16 protein-coding genes and 1 pseudogene are annotated in these 24,114 nt (G+C 64.7%); 10 read left to right on the top strand and 7 right to left on the bottom strand.

Features of this window, described 5'->3' with window-relative positions:
• Positions 1 to 1,179, top strand: coding sequence for a 3-oxoadipate enol-lactonase (gene pcaD, locus SOM18_RS03705; RefSeq protein ID WP_031441459.1), 1,179 nt, complete (start codon positions 1 to 3; stop codon positions 1,177 to 1,179).
• A gap of 473 nt (positions 1,180 to 1,652) precedes the next feature.
• Here pcaD and SOM18_RS03700 read toward each other — a convergent pair whose 3' ends face one another.
• The 3 genes from SOM18_RS03700 to SOM18_RS03690 all read right to left on the bottom strand — a co-directional run bounded on the left by SOM18_RS03700 (position 1,653) and on the right by SOM18_RS03690 (position 7,210).
• Positions 1,653 to 3,287 (bottom strand): amidohydrolase, encoded by a 1,635-nt coding sequence (locus tag SOM18_RS03700; RefSeq protein WP_031441458.1) that lies wholly within the window; start codon positions 3,285 to 3,287, stop codon positions 1,653 to 1,655.
• A 52-nt stretch (positions 3,288 to 3,339) separates the two neighbouring features.
• Positions 3,340 to 6,456: a TonB-dependent receptor plug domain-containing protein gene (locus SOM18_RS03695; RefSeq protein WP_320481297.1), complete on the bottom strand. Its 3,117-nt coding sequence runs from the start codon at positions 6,454 to 6,456 to the stop codon at positions 3,340 to 3,342.
• A 259-nt stretch (positions 6,457 to 6,715) separates the two neighbouring features.
• Positions 6,716 to 7,210 carry an Lrp/AsnC family transcriptional regulator gene (locus SOM18_RS03690; RefSeq protein ID WP_031441456.1) on the bottom strand — a complete coding sequence of 165 codons (495 nt, stop codon included), beginning with the start codon at positions 7,208 to 7,210 and terminating at the stop codon, positions 6,716 to 6,718.
• A gap of 119 nt (positions 7,211 to 7,329) precedes the next feature.
• Here SOM18_RS03690 and SOM18_RS03685 point away from each other — a divergent pair, with 119 nt between their 5' ends.
• A complete protein-coding gene (locus SOM18_RS03685) occupies positions 7,330 to 9,795 on the top strand; it encodes a zinc-dependent metalloprotease (RefSeq protein WP_052380981.1) in 2,466 nt (821 codons plus the stop codon).
• 129 nt (positions 9,796 to 9,924) lie between these two features.
• Here SOM18_RS03685 and SOM18_RS03680 read toward each other — a convergent pair whose 3' ends face one another.
• Both SOM18_RS03680 and SOM18_RS03675 read right to left on the bottom strand, forming a co-directional pair.
• Positions 9,925 to 11,025: a biotin carboxylase gene (locus SOM18_RS03680; protein ID WP_031441454.1), complete on the bottom strand. Its 1,101-nt coding sequence runs from the start codon at positions 11,023 to 11,025 to the stop codon at positions 9,925 to 9,927.
• A gap of 151 nt (positions 11,026 to 11,176) precedes the next feature.
• Entirely contained in the window at positions 11,177 to 11,758 is a 582-nt protein-coding gene (locus SOM18_RS03675) for a TetR/AcrR family transcriptional regulator (RefSeq protein WP_235188425.1), read from the bottom strand.
• A gap of 53 nt (positions 11,759 to 11,811) precedes the next feature.
• Here SOM18_RS03675 and SOM18_RS03670 point away from each other — a divergent pair, with 53 nt between their 5' ends.
• The 3 genes from SOM18_RS03670 to SOM18_RS03660 all read left to right on the top strand — a co-directional run bounded on the left by SOM18_RS03670 (position 11,812) and on the right by SOM18_RS03660 (position 13,544).
• The gene (locus SOM18_RS03670; RefSeq protein ID WP_197975291.1) at positions 11,812 to 12,486 is read left to right on the top strand and encodes a DUF1349 domain-containing protein; all 675 of its coding nucleotides are present in this window, start codon (positions 11,812 to 11,814) and stop codon (positions 12,484 to 12,486) included.
• Between the two features lie 231 nt (positions 12,487 to 12,717).
• Positions 12,718 to 13,185 carry an SRPBCC domain-containing protein gene (locus SOM18_RS03665; RefSeq protein ID WP_152555530.1) on the top strand — a complete coding sequence of 156 codons (468 nt, stop codon included), beginning with the start codon at positions 12,718 to 12,720 and terminating at the stop codon, positions 13,183 to 13,185.
• Positions 13,182 to 13,544, top strand: a complete 363-nt coding sequence (locus tag SOM18_RS03660) for an ArsR/SmtB family transcription factor (protein ID WP_200874055.1) — start codon at positions 13,182 to 13,184, stop codon at positions 13,542 to 13,544. The genes SOM18_RS03665 and SOM18_RS03660 overlap by 4 nt, the downstream gene beginning before the upstream one ends.
• Positions 13,545 to 13,810: 266 nt before the next feature.
• On the opposite strand, the gene SOM18_RS03655 is transcribed toward SOM18_RS03660, so the two are convergent.
• Together SOM18_RS03655 and SOM18_RS03650 are read right to left on the bottom strand one after the other, a co-directional pair.
• Positions 13,811 to 15,658 carry a M61 family metallopeptidase gene (locus SOM18_RS03655; RefSeq protein ID WP_031441449.1) on the bottom strand — a complete coding sequence of 616 codons (1,848 nt, stop codon included), beginning with the start codon at positions 15,656 to 15,658 and terminating at the stop codon, positions 13,811 to 13,813.
• Positions 15,659 to 16,044: 386 nt separating this feature from the next.
• A complete protein-coding gene (locus SOM18_RS03650) occupies positions 16,045 to 17,217 on the bottom strand; it encodes an alpha-hydroxy acid oxidase (protein WP_031441448.1) in 1,173 nt (390 codons plus the stop codon).
• A 322-nt stretch (positions 17,218 to 17,539) separates the two neighbouring features.
• Here SOM18_RS03650 and SOM18_RS03645 point away from each other — a divergent pair, with 322 nt between their 5' ends.
• From SOM18_RS03645 to SOM18_RS03625, 5 genes and pseudogenes are all read left to right on the top strand, one after another.
• A complete protein-coding gene (locus SOM18_RS03645; protein WP_031441447.1) occupies positions 17,540 to 17,989 on the top strand; it encodes an NUDIX domain-containing protein in 450 nt (149 codons plus the stop codon).
• A gap of 131 nt (positions 17,990 to 18,120) precedes the next feature.
• Positions 18,121 to 19,605 carry a carboxylesterase/lipase family protein gene (locus tag SOM18_RS03640; protein ID WP_320481296.1) on the top strand — a complete coding sequence of 495 codons (1,485 nt, stop codon included), beginning with the start codon at positions 18,121 to 18,123 and terminating at the stop codon, positions 19,603 to 19,605.
• Positions 19,493 to 20,377 (top strand): annotated as a pseudogene (locus SOM18_RS03635) (SDR family NAD(P)-dependent oxidoreductase). The gene SOM18_RS03640 and the pseudogene SOM18_RS03635 overlap by 113 nt, the downstream one beginning before the upstream one ends.
• A 129-nt stretch (positions 20,378 to 20,506) precedes the next feature.
• Positions 20,507 to 22,666 carry a TonB-dependent receptor gene (locus SOM18_RS03630; protein ID WP_031441444.1) on the top strand — a complete coding sequence of 720 codons (2,160 nt, stop codon included), beginning with the start codon at positions 20,507 to 20,509 and terminating at the stop codon, positions 22,664 to 22,666.
• A gap of 1 nt (position 22,667) precedes the next feature.
• Positions 22,668 to 24,071 carry an FAD-binding oxidoreductase gene (locus tag SOM18_RS03625; protein WP_031441443.1) on the top strand — a complete coding sequence of 468 codons (1,404 nt, stop codon included), beginning with the start codon at positions 22,668 to 22,670 and terminating at the stop codon, positions 24,069 to 24,071.
• The last annotated feature ends 43 nt before the right edge of the window (positions 24,072 to 24,114 follow it).

Here is a 24,114-nt window from a genome sequence, read left to right as displayed (position 1 = left end):
ATGCCATTCGCGATCCGTGACGACGCGCGCCTTTACTGGAAGCTCGACGGAGCCTCCGACCTGCCCGTGCTCGTCCTGCTTAATTCGATCGGCACGGACATGGCGTTGTGGGAGACCAGCGTCCCGCATCTGCTGCCCGCCTTCCGGCTCCTGCGGATCGACACGCGCGGGCACGGCGCATCAGACGCACCTGATGGTGACTACAGCCTCGCGATGCTGGCCGACGATGTCGTCGCAGTGATGGACGCTGCGGGGGTACAGACCGCGGCCGTTGCCGGCGTGTCGCTCGGCGGAATGATCGCAATGGAACTGGCACTGGCGTACCCGACGCGAATTACCGCGCTCGCGCTCGTCTGCACGTCGGCGACGATGGACGCTGGCGCATGGCGTGACCGGATTGAGCTCGTACGCGCAGAGGGTACGGCAGCAATAGCCGATATGGCCATGGGCCGGTTCCTGTCGCCGCGCTTCGTGGCGATGCACGGTGGCGCGGCCGAAAGCGTGCGGCAGGGGCTGATCGCGATGGCCGATGCCGGCTATGCGGGTTGCGGTGCGGCGATCCGCGATATGGCGCTGATCGAGCGGTTGCCGGCGATCGATATGCCGACGCTCGTCGTCGCGGGCGATCGTGATATCTCGACGCCGTTTGCGGGGCATGGCGAACGCATCGTGGCAGCGGTTCCCGACGCAAGGGTGGTGCATCTCGACGCCGCACATCTCGCACCAATTGAGACACCCGCTGTGCTTGCAGTAACGCTTCGCGATTTCCTGAAACCGGCCGATACCCACGGTGCCGCAAACACATTGTTCGAGGCGGGGCTGCTCAACCGGCGCCGGGTACTCGGCGATGCGTGGGTCGACGCGTCGCTGGCCGGGCGGACTGACTTCACCGCCGATTTCCAGGCGATGATCACCCGGATCGCCTGGAATGAAATTTGGGGCCGGCCGGGCCTCGATGACCGGAGCCGTAGGTTCATCGTGCTCGCGATCACCATAGCACTCGGTCGTTGGGAGGAGTTCGCGCTTCACGTTCGCACCGGATTGATGCGTGACGGCTTCACCCGTGAGGAACTCAAGGAAGTGCTGATGCAATCGGCCATCTATGCGGGCGTCCCCGCGGCAAATACCGCCTTCGCCGAAGCGGGCAAGATCATTGCCGAGCTCGATTCTGACAGTTGAAATTTGAAGGACACGACGCTCGGCTGGCGGTTCGTCAACCGGCCTTGACGACGGCGCGGCCACGATGAAATAGGGGCGCAGAGCTCTGGCGCGGCGATGAACGAATGGCCAAAATTGGGAATGGGGACGGGCGCTTTGAATGACCGGTTATGGGTCATCTGGAAGCTCTCGCGAGGAGGCGCACGCCGCCGAGAACGGCCCCGTAAGGTAAGACGACGAAATCGCCCCTCGGCAGGCGTCTGGACCCGTCCGTCCGGCAGGATTCCCGCCGACGCCTCTCCGTCCCTTCAGGCTGTGTCGTCGGGCAACTTGGCCACGCGTGCGATCGACGTGGCAAGGCATGCATTTGTCGCGGCGAGGATCTGGTAGAATACGTGGCGGCCAACATCGCCCGGCAGTGTCTGCTCATTGGGAAGACGATGGTGACAGAGCAGCTTGCGCCGTCACCATCGCCCCGAGCCTGGTAACGGTCGTCAGTCGGACGTCGGCGTCGACGCTGCCAGCGCCGGATATTTGATGCCGAGCTGATCGAGATAGGTCGGGTGTTTGGCCGGATCGTAGTAGAACTTCTTCATCGCCGGCCGCATCCGTTCCATAATTTCCGTGTTCAAGTGAATGGCCGGCGGATCGTTGGCGGTGACGACCGGGTCGTATTTCTGGTCCTTGAACTGCACGGTCTGCTGGAACGCCTTGGCGTCGGTCACGAGCTGCGGCGTCGTCATGATGTCGAGCACGGTCATCGACACCGCCTTGGCGCCCGCCACCGCGCCCTTGTGCGCGATCGGCGTGGCCATCGCGATCGCCGACAGCACGTTGTGGCCGATCATGCTGGGGATGTTGGAGGGATAGCGCACGGTGATCGTCGGCACGGTCCACATGATGTCGCCGATATCGTCCGATCCGCCGCCGAGCGAGCGTTCGCGGTTGGCCGGCGTCGACAGTTCGGCGACCGTGGTGGGCAGCGGCTTGACGGTTCGCTTGTTGGTCTGCTGCACCGTCCTGGCGAAGGCCTGGTCGTCGGCGCTCCAGCTCGGCATGCCGACCGCGCTGATATTGGCATAGGCGGCTTCCGCCAGCGGCTTGTTGCCGTAATTGGGCGCGGCATAGCCGAGCAGCTTGTGTTCGACGGTGGTGCCGGTCGCCCTGGCGGCCGCATCGGCGATCTCGTTGCCCGTCGTGTAGAGATCGCGGACGCTGCCGAAATCCAGGTCGCGGAAATAATACCAGACGCTGGCGAGGTCGGGGACGATGTTGGGCTGCCCGCCGCCATTGGTGATGACGTAGTGCGAGCGCTGCGTGACGGGCAGGTGCTCGCGGCGCATGTTCCAGGCGACGTCCATCACCTCGACCCCGTCGAGTGCACTGCGCCCCTCCCACGGCATCCCCGCCGCGTGCGCGGTCTTGCCGTGGAAGGTATATTCGGCAGACACCAGCGCGTTGTTGCCGCTATTGCCCCAGCCGGTGCTGAAATCGCTGCTAACATGCGCGAAGATCGACATGTCCACGCCCTTGAACAGGCCTTCGCGGACATACCACGCCTTGGTCGCGAGCAGTTCCTCGGCGACCCCGGGCCACAGCATCAGCCGGCCGGGGATCCTGTTCTTCACCATCACGTCCTTTGCCGCGATCGCGGCGGCGATCATCATCGGCATGCCCGAATTATGCCCTTCGCCATGGCCCGGTGCGCCCGCAATCATCGGCTTGAGCGTCGGCGAGCCGGGATATTGCGACAGGCCGAGCAGTCCGTCGACGTCGCTGCCGAGCGCGACCAGCGGTCCGCCGGTGCCCCAGGTCGCGGTCCAGGCGGTCGGGATGCCCGCGACGCCCCGGGTGATGGTGAAGCCTTCCTTCTTCAGGATGCCGGTCAGATAGTCCATCGTCTGGAATTCCTGGAAGCCCGGTTCGGCGAAGCTGAAGAGGGAATCGACCATCTGCTGGATCAGCTTGGCATGCGCCTCGACATCGGTGACCGCCTGTTTCTTCAAGGCGTCGCGATCGATGCCTGTTGCGGCGGTGGACGCCTGGATCGGGGCGGGTTCGGCGGCAGCGGCGGTGCTGCACAGGCCGGCGGCGATCAGCGCGGCGAGCATTGGGCGGGTATCGGCCATGTCTTTATCTCCTGAACGGTGATGTCGTAGGGGTGGGAGAGGGCGCCTGCCCTCAGAGGCCGATCCGCACGCCCATCCGGAACACGCGCCCGAGCACGTCGTAGAGCGCGCGGTTCGTCTGCGGATAGGCGGGGGTGTTGTTGCCGGTCGGCCCGTTGGCGACGAGCACCGGATCGCTGTTCAGCACGTTGCGGATCGACAGGAAGACCTGTGCCTTCGCGCCGCCGGTCTCGAACGCGTAGCTTGCGTTGACGTCGTAGAAGAACTGGCCGTCGATCCGGTTCATGTTGACCGTGCGGTAATCGGCGGTCGAGAGCGGGCAGTCGGTGGAGCAGACGACGTAGTTGTTGTTGTAGACCCCGCCGCTGACGCCGCGGGCGATGCCCTGGACGCTGAACCCGGAATCGAGATCATAGCCGGCGGTAAAACGATAGGTCCAGTCGGGCAGGCCACCGGTATTCTGGCCGGCCAGATCGGTGGTCGCGGTCACGCCGTTATTGCTGGTCATCTCGAACGCGTAGCTGGCCAGCGCGCGCAGCGTCATCGTGCCGGGACCGACCTGCCGACGATAGCTCGACTCGATATCGAAGCCGCGCGTCTTCACGCTGACGAAGTTGGTCGGCTTCACCTCGATGCTCGTCACCGGCAGCCCCAGAGCGGTCGCGCCGCGCCCCCCGGTCGTGGAGATGAACGAGCACGCATCGGCAATGCCCTGCTGATAGCATTGGTCGACGATCGTCTGCGCGAGCAGCGAGTCGATCGCCCCGTCGAGCTTGATGTCGTAATAATCCACCGAGGCGGCAAAGCCCGGCAGGAAGGTCGGCGTCAGCACCACGCCTGCGCCATAGGTCTTGGCGATTTCGGGGCGCAGGTCCGGATTGCCGACGGTGGATTCGTTGAACTGGTTGGCCGCGATGCTGCCGTTGACCTGCGGCACGTTGACGGTGTTGGTGCGACCCGTGCCGGGCGCGAACAGCTCGCTGAGATTGGGCGCACGGATATCGCGCGAGATCGTGCCGCGCAGCTTGATGTCCGGGATGACCTGCCAGGTCAGGCCGGTCTTCCACGTCTCGACGGTGCCCGAGGTCGAATAGTCGGTGAAGCGGAACGCGCCGTTGAAATCCATGCCCTTGAAGATCGGGACGACCGATTCGAGATAGGCTTCCTTGACGGTGTACCGGCCCTTGGTCGGAAGGTAGTTGCCGTAGATCCAGGTGCCGGTGGTGACGCCGTTGGCGACGTTTGGCTGGTAGAGCTGGTCGACCGATCCGGTGACCGATTCCTTGCGGGACTCCGCGCCGAACGCCACCGAGATCGGGCCTGCCCACAGGTCGACCAGGCTGTTGGTCGAAAAGTTGATCGCCGCGACTTCCTGCTTCAATTCCTGTTTCCGCAGCGGCTGGCGGCCATTGTAGAGGACATAGGCGATCGCTTCGGGCGAGGCGCCGTTGGTGCCGAGCCGGTTGAGCGGCGCGCAGGACGGGTCGTTATTGCCCGCATTCGCATCGACGTTGATCCGGCACACGATTGTGCCGGGAGCGTATCCGCCGCTGTTGCCCGCTACGGCAACGACCGCGTCGGTCGCCGCCGCCATCCGCGAGACATTCCAGGCGTTGGTCAAACGCTCGTTCGTCTTCGTCTTGCCCAGCTGGTAATAGCCGCCCCATTTCCAGTCGATCGTGCCGGTCGAGAAGGCCCCGTCGGCGCCGGCGACGTAGCGGAATACCTGCCGCTCGTTGTCGCTGCCCTGCGGCGGCAGGAAGATGTTGCTGGTGCCGATCTGGATCGAGCTGAGGTTGTTCGCCGCCATCGCCGCGCGCGTCGCATCGGGCAGATAGGCGTTGTCGCGCTGGATCGTCACGCCGGTGGTCGGCGTCTGCTGATAATAGCTCTGGCCGCGATAGTTGCTGTACGAGAACTGGCCGTAGAGTTCGACCAGCGGCGAGACCTCGTAGCTCAGCCGGCCGAACACGCTGCTGCGCTTTTCCTCGGGCTGCAACGTCGCGCTGCTGCGATGGCCGGCGGTGGTGATGTCGGTGTCGCCGCCGACCATCCACTGGCCGCTGGTGGCGCCGAAGTTCAGCTGGTTGACGCTCGCCTTGCCAGTCGCGGGATCAACCGAGCCGAAATAGGTGCCGCGCAACGGGCCGGTGCTGACGAGGCCGCCCGGCGTGAACTGGCCCGTGCCGATCCCCGATGCGATCAGGAATTCATTGACGCAGGGCGTGTTCAGCGACGCGGCGTCGGTGCACCGTGCCGCGGAATAGGCGGGGTTGTTCGCCAGAAAATAGCCGCTGTCGTTCCAGTCGCGGTCGATCGTCTGGATGCCCTTTTGCGAGAAATGCTCGCCCGACACGATCAGATGGCCGCGCCCTTCCGCGAACGCCTTGCCGCCGGTCGCCGTCACCTTGTGGTTCGGCGCGTCGCCATAGGTGGAGACGCCGTGCTCATACTCCATCTTGAAACCGGTATAGTCGCGGTCGAGGATGAAGTTGATGACACCCGACACCGCGTCCGAGCCATAAGCGGACGAGGCGCCGCCGGTCACGACCTCGACCCGCTCGATCAGCGCCTGGGGAAAGGTGTTGACGTCGACCTGGCCGGTGGTGGTCGAGGCGACCGAGCGCTGGCCGTCGAAGAGCACCAGCGTGCGGTTCGCGCCGAGGTTGCGCAGGTTGACCGAGTTGATGCCGGCGGCACCGTTGCTGAGAGAGCCGTTGCTGCTGGCCGAGGTGCCGCTGCCGCGCACGGCGGGCAGCGTATTGACGAAATCGGAGATGTTGGCGGGCGCTTCCGCCTTGAGTTCCTTGGCGGTGATGACGCTGACGGGGGTGGGGGCGCTATAGCCGTCGCGTTCGATCCGCGATCCCGTGACGACGATCGTGTCGTCCCCGGGCACGACGTCGCCGGTGACGGGATCGGTCGCGAGTTCGGGCTTGCCGCCCGGGACGTTCGTCGTCTCCTGATCCGTCGGGGAGGATTTGGCCGGGCCACGTTCGGTCTGGAGCGCCGTATCGGGCGGGCCCGCAACCGTCCGGGCGGACGCAGTCTGCGTGGCGAGACACAGCGCCAGCACGCCCACGCTGACGAGGCTGGCCGATTTCAAACGCTTGGTCGGCCGGGCGCGCATCGAGAAGGCGCCGGCGTCGGCGCCATACAGAACAGTCATGGAGAGCCCCCTTCAGGTGATCGGGTGCCGTCCAGATATCCCCTCGTTTATGTTTTCGCTGGTTCCTGCCTGTTGGACTCGATGGCCGGGTATCCCGGTCCTGTTCCGACCCGGAGACTATCAGATGCCGCCTGCCGCTTCCTCGCAATATGGAGATGAAATCTATGTTACTTTTGCGGAATCGGCGACGTTTTGAGCAATCATTGATGTTTTGCGGCGTGCCGGATATTATTAAGTTGTGATTTCGGCGCGTTGAACGTCACCTTTGATCGTTGACCGCCGCCGGCGCGACCGAGCGCTGCGCGACCTCGCGCATCAGGAAGCTGCTGCGGATCCGGGCGACATGCGGCAGCATCGACAGTTCGCGGCGATAGACACGGTCGTAATCCTCGAACGACCGGACATGGACGATCATGATGAAGTCGACCTCGCCCGACACGAAGCTGCAGAACGACATCGACGGACACAGGATCACCGCGGATTCGAATTCGTTCAGCACATGTTCGGCCTGCGAACTGAGCTCGATCGAGACCATCGCGGTAATGCTGAACCCCAGCTTCGCCATGTCGAGCTTCGCGGTGTAGCCCGCGACGACGCCGTTTTCCTCCAGGATCTTGCGACGCCGAGCGGTCGCGGTGCTCGAGAGATGGATGCGCTCGCCCAGCATCACGTCGGATGCGCGGCCATCGCGGATCAGTTCGCGCAGAAGCCGGTAATCGGTAGGATCGACAAGATTGTTTTCGGTTTCGTGCATCATTTACCCCGATTATTGCCGAATTACGTCACCCAAGCTTCGAAAATGCGCAATATCACCGGATACCGCAACCTGGATCATGCTAGTTTGCTGCATGGCAGCAATTGGGGGACGAGGCGATGCGCGGGATCATCTGGGGTACGACGGTCGGGCTGGTGGCCGCAGCGAGCGGGGGCGGACCCGTTGCAGCGCAGCAGGTCGCGCGGGCGGCGACGCAGGCGGCGCTGCTGCCGGTCAGGGCGTTGCCGGCCGAGGGACGTATCCTCGTCACGCTGCCCGCCGCCGATGCGGACGGAGCGTCGGGACGGTTCCTCTACGCGACCTCGCTCCGGACGGGTATCGGCTCGGCCAATCTGCGGCTCGACCGCGGGATGCTGGGGCCCGAACACATCGTCGCGTTCCGGCGGATCGGCAAGAAGGTCGCGGTGACGTTCGAAAACCACCAGTTTCGCGCGACCGGTGATGCCGGCGTCGCGACGGGCGGGCGCACCAGCTTTCCGACGAGCATCATGGCGATGCTCGACATCGTCGCGACCGAAGCCGATGGCGGCGTGACGGTCGACATCGCCCCGTTCCTGACGCGCGACACGGTGGGGATCGCCGAGTCGCTGAACGCGAGCTGGGCGATGGCCGGCGCGGGCGGCGGATCGGCGGCGGGCAAGGGGTTCCGCCTGGTCGATGCGCTCAGCGTCGCGGATGCCGGCTCGGTCAAGGTCTTCCCCGACAATATCGAGGTCGATGCGCTCCAGACCTATCAGACCGACACGCCGGGCCGCGAGGTGGAGCGGATCGCGGCGGAGCCACGGCAGATCGGCTTCACCGTCCACCACAGCTTCGTCCGGCTGCCTGCGCCCGGCTTCGTCTCGCGCAAGTTCGACATCCGGTCGGCGGCGGGGGGCAATCAATATTACGACTATGGGACGCCGCTGGGCGAGGATGTCGTCCAGCAGTTCGCCAACCGCTTCCGGCTGGAAAAGGTCGATCCGGCCGCCGCCCGCTCCCGCGTCAAGAAGCCGATCATCTTCTACATCGACCGCGCCGCGCCCGAGCCGATCCGCACCGCATTGCTGGAAGGGGTCAATTACTGGGCGACCGCGTTCGACAAGGCCGGGCTGATCGACGCGTTCCGTGCGGAGATCCTGCCCGCCGGCGCCGATCCGCTCGACGTGCGGTACAGCATGGTCAACTGGTCGAACCGGCTGACGCGCGGCTGGTCCTATGGCGGCGGCATCGTCGATCCGCGGACCGGCGAGATCATCAAGGGCAATGTCGTGATCGGCGCGCTGCGCGTGCGGCAGGACATGGCGATCTTCGAGGGGCTGGTCGGCGCCGCGCAGACCAACAGCGGCAGCGGCAATGATCCGGTCAGGGCGTCGCTCGACAGAATCCGCCAGCTCGGCGCGCATGAGGTCGGTCATGCGATCGGCTTCATGCACAATTTCGCGGGCAGCACGCAGGACCGGACGACGGTGATGGATTATCCCGGACCACGCATCAAGCTGACCGATGGCCGGATCGACCTGTCGGACGCCTATGCGAAGGGCGGGGGGGTGTGGGACGACTTCACCGTCGACTGGCTGTATGCCGATGCCGCGCCCGGTACCGATCCGGACGTGGCCGCGCGGGCCAAGGCGCTCGCGATCCAGGCGAAGGGCGTCCGCTTCATCACCGACATCGACGGCCGCGCGTCCGATACGCCGAGCCCCTGGGGCAGCATGTGGGATGACGGCCCCGATCCGGTCGCCTCGCTCAACCACATGATGGCGGTGCGCCGCATCGCGATTGCGCAGTTCGGGCCCGGCGTGTTGCGCAGTGGCGAGGCTCTGTCCGATCTGCGGCGCAAGTTCGTGCCGGTATGGCTGCTGCATCGCTATGATATCGATGCGGTGGGCAAGCTGGTCGGCGGCATCGACTATGCCTATGCGGTCGCGGGCGACAATCATCCGGCCGCCGCGCCGGTTGCCGCCGCCACGCAGGACGCGGCGATCGCCGCCTTGCTGGCGACGCTTTCGCCGGATGTGCTGACCGTGCCCGCGACGCTGGTGATGCCGCTGTCGTCGCCGATGAACGGCCGCAGCGACGTGCAGTTCGATCAGGAGGTGTTCCGCAATGCCGGCGCCGCCGCGTTCGACCCGCTGGTCGCGGCCGATGTCGCCGCGCAGGTGACGCTGGACTCGCTGCTGGCGCCGGCGCGGCTGGCGCGGGTGTACGAACAGCATCGTCGCGACCCGGGAATGCCCGGCGTCGACGCGCTGCTCGACCGGCTGATCGCCGCCACGGTCGCGGCACGGCGCGACGCGGTCGGCCGCCGGATCGCCTATCGCACGATCATGACGCTGGCCGCCACGGCGCGCGACGATGCGACGTCGCCCGACGTCGCGGCGCTGCTTGGCGATCGGCTGCGCGGGATCGCGACGCGACTGGCCAAGGCCGGCAGCGACGAGGATGGCGCCTGGAGCCGCCACGTCGCGCTGCTCCTGACCGACGAGGACCGACTGACGCGCGAACTCGACAAGCGGCGCGCGGTGCCGACCATTCCGCCGGGCATGCCGATCGGGGGCGATACGGGCTGGTTCGACGATTGAGCGATCCGATCACGTCGGATCGAGATGAACGAATGTCGGAAGTCGGGAGGTGGAACGAACGCTTTGGACGACCGCTTGTGGGTCTGGCCGGAAGCATGGGCCGGTACTTCCGCCCCGTAGCTGATGTTCTCAGCTAAGCTCCCCTGGCGGCTCGAACCTCCATTTGGCAGCAAGCATCGCCTGCAAGAGATCGACGTAGCTCCAACCGTCGGCACGGGCGGCGATCGCCGAGAGGCAATCCTGATCTTCGCGGCCCGGGCGGCCCGGCCCCGTCATGTTGGGCTTCATGTTGAGGTCGAACAATTTGAACAGACCATGACGATCGGCGCGGCAATCGATCCGGATCGATTGCCGCGCGTCGACCAGCGCGGCTGCCGAGACGCAACTGTCGATCATCGCCACGATCGCGGGATCGCGCAGCCGCCCGGGGCTGATTGCGATGCTGTTGGCGGTGACCGGAACGTCGCCATTATAAGGGGCTACTCCGCCGCGCTGATCGAAGCGGTACACGGGCGGCAGGGCCCAGTGCGTCGGTGCGCGCGAACCATCCGGGCGCGGGGACGCGGGCGGCATGAGGGTGACGGTCATCTCGTCACCATCGAGAAATTCTTCCACCATCAGCATGTCGCCGAAGGTGGCGGCTGCGATCAACGCAGTCGCGGCATCGCGCAGGGCACCGAGGCTCTCCACCAGGGTTACGCCCTGACTACCACGGCCGCGCACCGGCTTGACGATCATCGGAAAGGACATGCCGCGGGTAGTGCACGCGTCCTCGACATCGGCCAGTGCGCAGACATTCTCCTTCGCCGTGCCGGACAGCAGAAACGATCGTGCTACCGGCAGGCCAGCCTTGGCAAGAAGGTGGTTGGTCTCGAACTTGTCGTCGAACGCCTGCATCGCCGCAGGAAGCTGCCCGACGATGTCGAAGTCGACCATCGCCGTCTCGAGCGGATGTCCTTCGAACAAGACCGTGTTCGCCCACAGGACCGATGCGCCGGCCGCGCCTGCGCTACGGATGCCCTCGGCCGTGTCCGGGAATACCCAGTCGAGTGCCTTTGAAGGGTCTGGCGCGGAGGCGGGTGTGACAACATCCACCCCAGCCGTCCGCAAGGCGAAAGCAATGTCGGCGCCGCCATCTGAATATCCGCCCGGCTTCGCGTCCTTTCGCAGTCCGTCGATCAGCGGTGGTGGAAGCGCTTGGTAGAGAAGGGCGACCGGTGCTGTTTTCATGAATAATCTCCTGCGCACCGCGCATTAGCCCGGAGCGGCGCGCGCGTGAAAGGGGCACCGAATGCGGTCATGCGGCAGTGATACCTCATGCATCGGCTTGACCCTGACCGTCGCGCCATTTGCGCTGGGGTGCCCTGATGGATCGGACCGGCTAACACCCGGCAATCCGCTCGACGATGGTCCTGATCGCATCGCGCTCTAGGGGGGCGCGGTCGATCGAATTGTGGATGCCGATACCCTCGATCAGCGCGTCAAGCGCGCGCGCCGTTAGCGGGTCGAAGAAGCGGCCCAGGGCGCCTCGGCTGCTGTCCATCCAATGTTGCATGACCGCGCTGACCGGTGGGTGCCGGGCCGCGAAGGCGTAGAGTTCGTAGCTCAACAACAACGTGCGCGGTTCCGCCCAGACCTGGTTCGCGATGATGTCGATGACTGCCGTACACGCCTCTGCGCGGTCCGTCGCGGACTCCAGGCGCGCGCGGAACGCCGCAGAGGATTCCGCCGCCAGTTGCAGGAAGGCGGCCGCGAGCAGGTCCTCCAGCGTCGCAAAATAATAGGTGACCGAGCCGAGCGGCACCTGCGCCGCCTCGGCGATGCGGCGATGAGTCGTTGCCGCGGTTCCAAGATCGGCAATGACTCCTAGCGTCGCATCGACGATGCGCTGCCGCCGTGTCGGATCGTTGCGCCGGGACTCTTGGGTCATCGCCTCTTTACCTCGATCTCGGCATGTGTACATATGTACATAATATTGAGGGTGATTGGAAGGCAGCGGCTATGACGGAGGATCGGGTGAGCAGGCGAGCGGTAATCGGTGGTGCCGCAGCGCTTGCGATCGCGGGAAATGCCGGCGTCGCGACCGCGCAGGGCTCGGCAATCTCGGCGCTTGGGCGCCGTGACGGTCGCTGGCTGAATGCGCCCAAGGCCTGGAAGGCCGCACCCGGCGGAGACCTGACGCTCGTCACCGACAAGGGCAGCGATTTCTGGCGCGAGACGCATTACGGCTTCACCCGTGACAGCGGTCATTTCCTCGGCTTCACCGCGCCTGCCGCGTTCACCGCCCAACTGCGCATTCGCGGCCAGTATCAGAAACTCTACGATCAGGCCGGCATCATGGTGCGGGTCGACGAACGGCGCTGGGTCAAGGCGGGGATTGAATTGTCCGACGGGCGCGCCATGATGAGCAGCGTGCTGACCGATGGCAAGTCCGACTGGGCGACCGGCCCCTATGAGCATGACGCGCAGGATTTCTGGATGCGCGCGACGGTCGCCAAGGGCGTCCTGCGGTTACAGGTCTCAGCGGACGGCAAGACGTGGCCTTTGGTCAGACTGGCACCCTTTCCGATCGCCCCCGCCTATCAGGTTGGACCGATGGCCTGCACGCCGGAACGTGCCGGACTGGAAGTGCATTTCTCGGACCTGAGCATTACAGCCCCGTTGGGCAAGGACCTCCACGACCTGAGTTGATCGCGCGCCGCTGGGTGGCTCGACCGCTATAATCGCGCATCGACAGCGATCGTGATCGCGAAAAAGGCCTGCCCGCCTGAACGGTGCGTGACAACCATCGGTGCCGGTGACGCCTCGGTCCTCCCGTGGCCATCGCCGATCCAACAGTCGCGGGCGCAATAGTGAAGTACAGACTTGACCAAAGAGCTCCTGAAATTTAGTGAAGTCAAAGCTTCACTGAGGAGCAAGTCGATGACCATCACACACGATACCTTCGAAATCCGCAAAACCTGCGATGCCGCTCCGCCCGCGATTTTTGGCGCCTTCGCTTTTCAGGACCGCAAGAGCAGGTGGTACGCCGCCAGTCCCGGACACGAGCCGCTCTCCTATAGCTTCGACTTTCGTCCGGGCGGTGAGGAGAAGCTCACCGCCAGGATGCTGCCAGGCACTCCGATCGCGGGAAGGGAGCTGTGCTGGACCTCAACCTATGCTGAGATCGTCGATAACGCGCGGATCGTGTTCTTCCAAACGCTCGACGTCGATCAGGCCCGCGTGTCTGCTGCCGTGGTCACCGTGGAAATTTCGCCGCTCGACGACAAGAGCGAGGTCTTGCTGACGCACCAGGCGGTCTATTTCGAAGGCGCCGACGGCCCGGCAATGCGCCGGATGGGGTGGGACTTCCTGCTCGACACGATGGCTTCGGAACTGCAGCCCGCATGATGCAGCCTGCCGTAGAGTCTGTCCGCTCGTCGAGGGTCGACCTTCTGTTTCATGCGCTCGGTGACGCCAATCGCCGTCGCATGGTGAGTCATCTTGCGGAGCGGCCCGCGAGCGTTTCGGAACTCGCTGCGGTACTGGCGATCAGCAAGACGGCAATAGGCCAGCACCTTGCCGTGCTTGAGGAAGCCAAGCTCGCCCGCTCGACCAAGCTTGGACGGGTGCGCACCTGTCAATTCGATCCTGCCGGGCTCGCGCCGTTGCAGGATTGGATCGACTATCACCGTCAGGAATGGAACGCGCGGCTGAACCGCCTTGATGATTTGATCAGCGGCATCGTTTCCAACGAAGACTGCGCCTGAACGTCGGCTTCTGCATAGAGCTGTCGTTCGGGTTATCACTGCAATCGGCGGGAATGTCCCCAACCAAGCCGCTCGGATCGGGCTTTTGCGATATGAACGAGCGGCCGAAGTTGAGAAGCCGAAACGAGCCCGCGAACGTCCGCAACGGGTCGTCGTGGCCTCTAAGTAGCCCAACAGTTTTCTCCTCCGTCGTCATGCGCTGCCGATCCCTTGGACATCCAAGGGCCAGCCTTCAGCGCATTTGAAACGCTGAGTGTCGACCCTGCCTAGTTGGCCACCACATCCGGCCCGAGCCACGCGGCGCGAAACGCGAGTTGTTGGGCGGTTGGTTTAACCCCTGCGGTTTCGTAGCGGACCACCTCAACGGTGGGGTCGGCGAGGAACGTCAGCGTGGCGCGGCGGTCGAGGCCGCGTTGGCGGTAGGTGATGTCGGCGGTCTGGCCGGGTTTGTAACGGCCAAGCGCCGCTGCCGCGTCAGCATCGCTGGTGATCACCGTCCCGCCTAGGCTGACGATCTGGTCGCCGTTGTCGAGGCCGGCGCGGTAGAGCGGAGTATCGGGGGCGGGCGCGCCGTCGATGCGAACGTCGTTGCCGGTAGTCTTGAGGCGGACGTTGCCGAGCCACGCGGCGGTCGGGTTGGCGGGACGGAGCTTCAGACCCGCCTGGTCGAGCAGGGGGGCATAGTCGGGGAGCGCCTCGGCATCGACCGAGGTCCTGAAGAAGGCGTCCGCGAAGGCGGGATCCTTGGTAACCTCGCCCAGCGCGCGCGACAGGTCGGCGCGGGTATAGGGGCGCTCGGGCTTGCCGAAGGTCTGCCACAGGTGGCGCATAAACGTGTCGAGCGTGATGCCCGGGTAACGCTGGCGCAATGTCAGGTCGAGGGCGAGCGCGAGGCCGGCGCCATAGGTGTAATAAGACACGAAGATGTTGGGGTTCGTCGCGTCGATCGACTTTGCCGCATCGACGAACGGCGCCCGCAGGCTCATTTCCTGCGGACCGCCGTAACGGCGGGCGGTGCCAGTGGTTAGCGCGTTGACGGTAGAGCCGACCCCGCGCAGGTACGCGTCGACCGCGGATTCGCCCGCTCGGCGGATTATCAGCGGCCCGTAATATTGGGTGAACCCTTCCGCAAGCCAGAGCGACGGGGTCGGGTTGGCGCGGGTGAAGTCGAACGGTTCGAGCTCGGCAGGGCGGATGCGCTCGACGTTCCAGCTGTGGAAGAATTCGTGGCTGAGTGTGTCGATCTGCGCAAAATTCGCCGCGGTGAACGAACGCGGCTGCGATATGATCGTCGAGTTGCGATGCTCCATGCCGTCGCCGCTGATCTGCGGCACATAGTCGGCGATGAAGGTGTAGGTGCCGAAGTCGTAGGCGGGGTGTTCGCCCCACATCGCTATGTGCTGCGCGACGACCTTTTTGGCGGTCGCGGCGAAGCGATCGAGGTCGGCGGGCGAGCCGTCGTGATGGACCGCGAGCCGGATCGTGGCGCGCGTCGATCCCTCTCCGACCTGCCATTCGCGCAAATCGAAATTGGACAGCTCGGTTGGGCTGTCCATGAAATATTGGAAGTTGGGCGCGGCAAACGTGTAGGGGTCGCCCGTCGGCTGGAGCTGGGTCGCGACCTTCCACTTGGCGTCGAAGGGCACGAACCGGACGCTGATCGGGCGCGCGTCCTGCCCGACCGCCCACAAAAAGGTCGCGGGCATATTGAGATGCGCGTGGGTTGCGTCGATCTGCGCATATGTGCCGTCTCCGTGATCGCCGAACAGCGTGTAGGTGACGCTTACCGTCCCGTCGTGCCCGGGAATCGTCCAGCCATAGGGGTCGGTCCGCGTCATCGCAAGCGCGCGACCGCGGCCATCCTTGGCGGCGAGCGAATAGACGTTCTTGGCGAATTCGTGGATCGCGTAGCGGCCGGGCGAGGAGCGCGACATCTGGACGCGCAAGGGGGCCGGTCCGAGGTCGCGCCAGGTGACGGTCACCTGTGCCTCATGATGGACCGCGTTGGGGAAAGCGATCTCGTACCGGGTCGCCGCTGGCGCCTTGGTCTGTGCAATCGCGGGGCCGGCGAGCAACGCCAGCGTGGCGGTGCAGGTCGCAAAAATCGTCTTCATGGATGGTCCCCCGAATCGTCTATCGGCACCTAGGATCGATCGACATTCACCTTGTCAATGCTCCCGCCAGCCGAGGAGGAACGGCAGGAAAGACCTAAAGCCGAGATTATCGCGTAGTCGTGTGACGGATATGAACGAGCGTCCGGAGTTGCGAGACGCTGAAAGCCGTCGGAACGGCCGGTCTTGGAGGCGAATCTGATTTTGGAGCAAATTGGAGCAAGAGCCCGAATTTTGGTTGGTTAGATCAAGGCGTTAGGCTGGTTTCTTGAGTATAGTTATGCAGAAACAGATCAGATCCGGCCAAGGCGGCAGGCGTCGGATACACACGCATCGTTAAGCCTGCGCAGTAGCGCAAGCGAACATGGCGCTCTCATTCAAGCCGAGAGCTACGCCATATCACGCCGGTTCTCCCGAGTCCGAACATGGCCACGTGACAGGGCTGCTGCATCGCTCACACCGGCGAGCGTCAACGTGCGCTCGAACTCTTCTGTCAACAACGTCAGAGCGCGATCGACGCCTGCTTCTCCGCCGGCTGCGAGGCCGTACAGATAGGGGCGCCCGATCGAACAGGCGGTTGCCCCGAGCGCCAACGCCTTCGCCACGTCCGAGCCGCGTCGGATGCCGCCGTCGCAGATGACGTCCGGCCCACCGCCAACCGCGTCGCGTACCGCTGCGATCTGGTCGATCGGGGCGGGCGCTCCATCGAGCTGGCGTCCGCCGTGGTTCGATACCATCACGCCGGTCGCGCCCGACGCGATCGAACGTCGCGCGTCCTCGAGTGTCATCACGCCCTTGATCGCGAGCGGCCCGTTCCACTCGCGTGCGAGCCATTCGACGTCGCGCCAACCGACCGACCGATCGAACTGGCCGCCGATATAATCGAACAGGCTCATCGGCCCCGACGCGAGCGCGTCGATCCTGTGGCTCACGTTCGCAAGATCGAACTTGGACCCTGTCAGCGCGGGCAGCGACCATGACGGATGCCGCGCGAAACTCAGTAACGACTTCAGCGTCAGCTTGGGCGGCAGGGACAGTCCGCTACGTCTGTCTCGCTCGCGGTTGCCGGCGACCGGCGTGTCGACGGTCAGCGCCAGCCCGTGAAAGCCTGCATCCCGGCAACGCGCGACGAACTCTGCGGTCAGACCGCGGTCCTTGAAGATATAGATCTGGAAAACCTTCGGTCCGGCAAATGCCTGGGCAAGGTCTTCCAGCCGCGTCGTTCCCATCGTCGACAGACTGTACACTATGCCGTGACGCGCAGCAGCCCTAGCGACGGCCAGTTCGGCATGGCCGTGGAACATCCGGGTGAGCCCCGTCGGCGCCAGCATCAGTGGCCAGCGCGATGGTTGTCCGAACAGCGTCGTGCCGGTCCGGACTGCAGAGACGTCGTTCAGTATGTCCGGCACCAGCTCGTAGTTTGAAAATGCGGTGACGTTTCGGCGCAGCGACACTTCGTCGTCGGCGCCACCGTCGATATAGTCGAAGATCGGTCGTGGCAGCCGTTTGCGTGCCATGAGGCGCAGGTCAGCAACATTGTTCGCCCGGTGAAGCTGCCTCATGGCCGTGCCCGCGTCTTGATCGCAAACAGTTGCGCACCCTGATTCACCATCACTCTCCCACGTCTTGACCCCTCCCCGATGTCCGGGATGGCAAGCACGGCGAGCAGACGTATTCCCGACGCGTCGTCCCCGTGATCCGGATATCAGGAGAGCTGTCGCAGTCTGCGCGCATTCGGGGCAGGCGACGAAACCAATTACTGTGCAAGACCGCTGCATGACTATGCGCACCGAAGGCATTTGGAGCGTACGGCCCTGTTCTAGGGTATCACCGCGAAGCGTCGACTACAGGCAGGGAAACGAGCGCGTGGGGATATATCATCGGATGGTCGGCAGGGTAGCAAGGCTGGTCTGGCGGATCAGCCGGCCGCGCACGATCGGTGTCCGCGCTGTGTTGCTGGATCTGGACGAGAGGGTCGCGTTGGTGCGGCATACCTATGTCGATCAATGGTATCTTCCGGGCGGCGGCGTGAAAAAGGGCGAAAGTATCGCCGCCGCGCTTGTGCGGGAGCTTGCCGAGGAAGTGGCGATTGCCGACCCGGTGATCGAGCGGGTGCTGGGCGTCTATCACAGTCGCCGAGAGAGCAAGGACGACCATATCGTGATCTTTATCGTGCGAACGGCAGCAAGCGGAACCCTGGGTCGTGCTGATCTGCAAGAGATCGAACAGGCTGACTGGTTCCCGGTGGACGACCTTCCTGAGACTACGTCCTCGGCGACCCGACGGCGCATCGCCGAATACCGGCAGGGCGCGACCGGAACGGGGGCCTGGTAATGCGGGCGGCTGCTGGCCCGCCGTACGGCACGATCAAAACAACGATTGGCATAGCCTGAGTTCGAGACGGGCGTCCCGCGGCTGCTACCTTTGCCTCCGACCGCTGCTGCGGATCCGAAGGAGAGAATATCGTGAGCGAACCTATGGTCTCGACCGCCGACGGTATCGTGCAGGGAAACGCTGCGGGCGGTGTTCTGCGGTTCCTCGGCGTGCCTTACGCCGCGGCGCCGGTGGGTGCGAACCGGTTCGCGCCGCCACAACCGGTCACGCCGTGGTCCGGGGTGCGCGACGCGACGGTGGCCGGACCCAACGCGCCGCAGCGGACCAGGGCATTTCCCGGCCTCGATATCGTACCGCTGATCGGCAAAGGCTGGGTGTCGGGCGATGAATATCTGACGGCGAATATCTGGCGCCCCGATGACGACCGGACCGGTTTGCCGGTGATGGTGTTCATCCACGGCGGCGGCTTCGTGATCGGTAGCAAGGATGCGCCCGTGCAGGACGGCGGCACCTTCGCGCGCGACGGCGTGATCTGCGTCGCGATCAACTATCGGATGGGGGTGGACGGCTTCCTGCCGATCCCGGGCGTGCCGACGAACCTTGGCCTGCGCGACATGATCGCGGCGTTGACGTGGGTACAGGACGGCATAACCCAGTTCGGCGGCGATCCGGGCAACGTCACGGTGTTCGGCGAATCCGCCGGCGCGATGGCGATCGCCGACCTGATGGCATCCCCGCTCTCAAGGGGGTTGTTCCGGCGCGCGATCGTTCAGAGCGGCCATGGCGGGATGACGCGCTCGGTGCCGGTGATGCAGCGTCTGGTGAAGAAGCTGGCGAAGATCCTGAAAATCACTCCCGACGTCAGTGGTTTTGGCAGCGTACCGTACGATGCGCTGATCGACGCGGTAGAGGCGGTATCCGCGCCGACCGCACGGATCGATCTGCGCGACGAGGGCGGGCACGAACCGGTGTTCGGAATCAGCCGCTTCGTGCCCGTCCACGGCGACGACGTGCTGCCGCAGCGTCCGCTCGATGCGCTAGCGAACGGTGCGGGCGCGCAAGTCGACCTGCTGATCGGCACCAACGCGGAAGAGATGAACCTGTACCTCGTCCCGACCGGCGTGCGGGACAAGATCGGGCGGTTGCTGGCCACCTATGTCCTCCACAAGTCGCAACCGCATGCCCGCAAGGTATTGAAGGCATATGGTATCGGGGCGAAGGGCAGGAAGTCCGGCCAAGCGCTGACCGACGCGATGAACGACCTCGTCTTTCGCTGGCCCGCACGCAGGTTTGCTGAGGCGCACCAAGGGCGCACGCACATGTACGAGTTCGACTGGCGTTCGCCGATGTTCGGCGGCCAACTCGGTGCGTCGCACGGGATGGAGTTGCCGTTCGTGTTTGACACGCTGGCGACCGCAACCGGCGAGCAGGGCTTGTGCGGACCCAACCCACCGCAAGACCTCGCCAACCGGATTCACGCGCTGTGGATCCGGTTCGCAACGGATGGCAGCCTGCCTTGGGCCGAATTCGATACCAAGACTCGGCAGGTCTATTCCCTGGTTCGGCAGGAGGCGCGGCATGAGCCCGTCATGCCCGCCGCACCCTATCTGCCGTAAAGGACGGGTCATGTATCTCGAACGACTAAAGCTGACCGGCCGCCGTGCTGTCGTGACGGGTGGCGCGGCGGGAATCGGTCTCGCCTGTGCCGAGGCGTTAGCCGAAATGGGCGCACACGTGACGTTAGCCGACCGCGACGCGGTGGCGATCGCGGCGGGGCGGGCTGCGCTTGCGGACAAGGGCTACGCGGTCGACGGCGATGTGATGGACGTGACGAACGCTGCACAGGTCACCGCCCTGGCCGATCGGCTCGGGGCGATCGACATTCTCGTCAACAATGCCGGCATCGCGCGGAGCGAAACCGCCGCGGAGGACGTCGCCGACGAGCATTGGCTGAATGTGCTCGACGTCAATCTCAACGGCACCTTTTGGTGCGCACGCGCCTTCGGACGGCACATGCTGGCGGCAGGGAAGGGCGCGATCGTTAATGTCGGTTCGATGAGCGGCTTCATCGTCAACCGGCCGCAACCGCAAAGCTATTACAACGCATCCAAAGCCGCGGTGCATCAGCTCACCAAGAGCCTCGCGGCCGAATGGGCGCCGCGAGGTGTGCGCGTGAACGCCGTCGCGCCGACCTATATCAACACCGTCCTCAACAGCTTCGCGGACCGCGAGGGGGAGATGTACAAGCGTTAGATCGACGGTACGCCGCAGGGGCGCTTGGGGGAACCTGAAGAAGTCGCGGCGATCGTCGCCTTCCTTGCCTCGGACGCGGCCAGTCTGATGACCGGCAGCATCGTGCTCGCCGATGGCGGCTATAGCTGCTGGTAGCGTACCGATCGGCGAAGCCCGCGAGCCGGGCGGCACAGTCGATAACCTTTCAGACAGGTCAGCTATCAGATAGCTTGGAGCCTAGAAGTAGCCGGCGATGGATCGGCGCTCTGAGGGGATGAGGATCCAATGCGCTTCAAGACATTGCTCGCCGGAGGATGCGCCGTCGCCGCGCTCGTCACCACGCCGGTATCCGCGCAAGACGCCGCCGATCAGGCAAAGGCGACACCTCCCGCACGCTCCGACGACATCATCGTCACCGCACGTCAGCGCCAGGAATCGTTGAAGGATGTGCCGATCGCGGTGACGGCGATCTCCGGCGACCGACTGAAGGAATTGCAGGTCAATACGGTGAAGGACATCGCGTCCTACACGCCGGGCCTCAACATCAATTCCGACAGCGTCGGCCGCGCATTCGTGTCGATCCGCGGTATCGGTACGACGCTGATCGACACGGTGCAGCCCGGCGTCGGCATTTTCATTGACGGCGTCTATCAGCCGAACACATCATACCTGAACTCTCCGATCGTCGACGTCGCGCGGATCGAGGTTTTGCGCGGGCCGCAGGGGACGCTGTTCGGCAACAACACGCTGGGCGGCGCGATCAACGTCATCACACGCCAGCCGGGTAATGAGTGGGAGGGGCGGTTCGACGCCGCGATCGCCGGTACGGACAACTACGCCTCGGTCTCGGGGTCGGTCAGCGGGCCGATCGTCCGCGACCTGCTCCAGTTCCGGATCGGCGCGTCCTATCACGAGCAGGACGGCTTCATGCGCAACACGCTGACGATCGGCGACATGAACCCGCTGAAGCAGCAGAGCGTCGGTGGCACGCTCCGCTTCACGCCCGCCGACTGGGCGGTGTTCACCGTCAACGGCAATTACGACCGGGCCGCAGGCGGTAGCACGTCGTACATCCATGTCGCCGGGCCGACCGATTACCGGCTCGATGGCGCAACCAACGTGCTGAACCGGGCGGTGATCGATTATTACGGCGCGAACGTGAAAGGCGAGTTCGACGTCGCATCGCTCAAGACCAAGATCACCGCAATCGGGGCGTACAACCAGAAGAACCTCTTCGGGGTCAATGACGGCGATTTCGGTGCGGTCGACCTGCTCCGTACCCGCGGTGGTTCGACCTTGAAGACCAAGACGGCCGAATTGCGCTTCGATACGCAGTGGAGCGATGCGTTTTCGACGCTCATCGGGCTGTATGGCAACCGTTACACGCAGGTGAGTGATCAGCTGACGACGATCGATTTCCGCGCGCTGCTGGGCCCGGCCTTTCCGCTGCCCGCCTCGACCACGCCCTCGTCGACCTATGTCCGCAACGACACGCGCGCGATCTTCGCGACCGCTTTCCTGAAAGTGGGCACGCTCGATCTAGCGGTCGGTGGCCGCTACGATCATCAGAAGCTGGTCGCGAGCCAAGTCAACGGCGTGACGCCCTATACCGCGCCGGTCTATAAGAAGGACCAGTTCCAACCCCGCGTCACGCTGACCCAGCATTGGACGCCGGCGGTGATGAGTTATGCCTCGGTGGCCAAGGGAATCCGCGGCGGTGGCCAGAACGGTCCGGGTACGCGCCCGCAGGACGCGACGTACAAGGGCGATAATGTCTGGACCTATGAGCTGGGCACGAAGTTCGATGCATTCGACCGCCGCCTGACGATCAACGCGGACATATTCTACAACGACTACAAGGACTTCATCGGTCAGAACTCGCTGGCGCCGAGTGCCACGGGCGGCTTCGTCGCGATCAACCTGAACACCGGCACCGTCAAGAGTTACGGCGCCGAACTGGAAGCGCACCTCCGCCTTACCGATCATTGGCGGATCGACGCTGGCGCCTCCTATCTCCATGCCCGCATCACCGACGACAGCCAGTATTTCGCGACCACCGGCGTCCATGTATCGAGCGACCGTGTGATCTTCACGCCCGACTACAACTTCAACTTCAACACCACCTACACCGTCCCGGTCGGCGATAACGCGGTGTTGCTGGACGCGGGGATCTTCGGGAAGGGCAGCCGGATCGGGTCGTCGCTCGACCCCGATGTCGCGCCAAGACTATCGGCCTATGCTATCACCAACGCCTCGCTCGGCTTCCGCTTCTCCAGTGGCCTGACGGTAACCGCGTTCGGCACCAACCTGTTCAATACCAAATTCATCGAAAGCTATATCGACAAATCGGCGTTGGTGCGGGCCGGGCTTGCGCCGCTGGCGTCGAACCTCGCCATCCAGGGCGACCGCCGCCGATACGGCGTGCGCGCGAGCTTCCGGTTCTAGGATGACCATGCACGTCGAACAGATCGAAAGGGCGCCGCTCGATCCGGCGTTCGTCACAGCGCTCCAGCAGCGTTTCGGCACTGCGCTGCACATGAGCGACGCGATGCGGCTCCACCACGGCAGCAGCGAGGCGCATTTCGCCCCGATGCTGCCCGACGCGGTCGTCTTCGCGCGGTCGACCGAGGAAGTGGTGGATCTCGTCAGGCTGTGCGCCGCGGCCAAGGTGCCGATCGTCCCGTTCGGTGCGGGGACCTCGATCGAGGGCAACACGCTGGCGGTGCATGGTGGCGTTTCGGTCGACCTGTCCGAGATGACCCAGATCGTGTCGATCAACGCCGAGGACTTTGATTGTACGGTACAGGCCGGCGTCCGTCGTGAGCAGCTCAACGAGCATATCCGCGACCTGGGGCTGTTCTTCCCGATCGATCCCGGTGCGAATGCAACGATCGGCGGAATGGCTGCGACGCGCGCGAGCGGCACCAATGCGGTGCGCTATGGCACGATGCGCGAGGCCGTGCTGAGCCTGCGCGTGGTGACGCCCGATGGCCGCGAGATCCGTACGAGCCGTCGCGCGCGGAAGTCGGCGGCGGGCTATGATCTGACCCGGCTGTTCGTAGGCTCCGAAGGCACGCTCGGCATCATCACCGAGGTGACGCTGCGGCTGCACGGCATTCCCGAGGCGATCTCGTCCGCGGTGTGCAGCTTCGAGACGCTGAACGGCGCGGTCGATACGGTGGTTCAGGCGATCCAGATCGGCGTGCCGCTCGCTCGCGTCGAAATTCTGGACGACATGCAGATGAAGGCGGTCAACGCCTGGTCGAAGCTAGATTACCCCGAACTGACCACGCTGTTCTTCGAATTCCACGGCTCACCAAGCTATGTCGACGAACAGGCGGAGACCGTGCGCGAGCTCGCGGCGGCGAATGGCGGCGGCGACTTCCGCTGGTCGAATCTGCCCGAGGAACGCTCCAAGCTGTGGAAGGCCCGGCACGAGGCATATTACGCGGCGGTCAACCTGCGTCCGGGCGCAGTCGGCTGGGCGACCGACGTGTGCGTGCCGATCAGCCGCCTGGCGCAGTGCATCGGCGAGACCAAGGCCGACCTCCAGGCGTCGTCGGTCCCCGCGACCATTCTCGGGCATGTCGGCGATGGGAATTTCCATGTCGTCTTCTCGATCGATCCGGAGTCCGAGGCGGAACTGGCCGAGGTCTCGGCAATCAACGCGCGGATGGTCGAGCGCGCGCTTGCGATGGACGGCACCTGCACCGGCGAACACGGCATCGGCATCGGCAAGCAGGACTGGCTGGTCGCTGAACTGGGCGACGCGGTCGAACTGATGCGGACGCTGAAGCACGCGCTGGACCCCGACAATCTGTTCAATCCGGGCAAGATCTTCGCGTTCTAAACGCCGTTCCGGTATCGGACGCGCGTCACAACAAGGATCGTGG

This window comes from Sphingomonas sp. CFBP9019 (genome assembly GCF_034045155.1).
Taxonomy (GTDB): Bacteria; Pseudomonadota; Alphaproteobacteria; order Sphingomonadales; family Sphingomonadaceae; genus Sphingomonas; species Sphingomonas aerolata.
Note: the sequence above shows the minus strand (reverse complement) of the source record. Positions and strands in the feature narration are given on the sequence as shown.

What these genes read in the sequence shown, in the direction of transcription:
- pcaD (WP_031441459.1), top strand. Translation starts at nt 1, where the DNA reads ATGCCATTCGCGATCCGTGACGACGCGCGCCTTTACTGGAAGCTCGAC.
- SOM18_RS03700 (WP_031441458.1), bottom strand. Translation starts at nt 3,287, where the DNA reads ATGGCCGATACCCGCCCAATGCTCGCCGCGCTGATCGCCGCCGGCCTG.
- SOM18_RS03695 (WP_320481297.1), bottom strand. Translation starts at nt 6,456, where the DNA reads ATGACTGTTCTGTATGGCGCCGACGCCGGCGCCTTCTCGATGCGCGCC.
- SOM18_RS03690 (WP_031441456.1), bottom strand. Translation starts at nt 7,210, where the DNA reads ATGCACGAAACCGAAAACAATCTTGTCGATCCTACCGATTACCGGCTT.
- SOM18_RS03685 (WP_052380981.1), top strand. Translation starts at nt 7,330, where the DNA reads ATGCGCGGGATCATCTGGGGTACGACGGTCGGGCTGGTGGCCGCAGCG.
- SOM18_RS03680 (WP_031441454.1), bottom strand. Translation starts at nt 11,025, where the DNA reads ATGAAAACAGCACCGGTCGCCCTTCTCTACCAAGCGCTTCCACCACCG.
- SOM18_RS03675 (WP_235188425.1), bottom strand. Translation starts at nt 11,758, where the DNA reads ATGTACACATGCCGAGATCGAGGTAAAGAGGCGATGACCCAAGAGTCC.
- SOM18_RS03665 (WP_152555530.1), top strand. Translation starts at nt 12,718, where the DNA reads ATGACCATCACACACGATACCTTCGAAATCCGCAAAACCTGCGATGCC.
- SOM18_RS03660 (WP_200874055.1), top strand. Translation starts at nt 13,182, where the DNA reads ATGATGCAGCCTGCCGTAGAGTCTGTCCGCTCGTCGAGGGTCGACCTT.
- SOM18_RS03655 (WP_031441449.1), bottom strand. Translation starts at nt 15,658, where the DNA reads ATGAAGACGATTTTTGCGACCTGCACCGCCACGCTGGCGTTGCTCGCC.
- SOM18_RS03650 (WP_031441448.1), bottom strand. Translation starts at nt 17,217, where the DNA reads ATGAGGCAGCTTCACCGGGCGAACAATGTTGCTGACCTGCGCCTCATG.
- SOM18_RS03645 (WP_031441447.1), top strand. Translation starts at nt 17,540, where the DNA reads ATGGTCGGCAGGGTAGCAAGGCTGGTCTGGCGGATCAGCCGGCCGCGC.
- SOM18_RS03630 (WP_031441444.1), top strand. Translation starts at nt 20,507, where the DNA reads ATGCGCTTCAAGACATTGCTCGCCGGAGGATGCGCCGTCGCCGCGCTC.
- SOM18_RS03625 (WP_031441443.1), top strand. Translation starts at nt 22,668, where the DNA reads ATGACCATGCACGTCGAACAGATCGAAAGGGCGCCGCTCGATCCGGCG.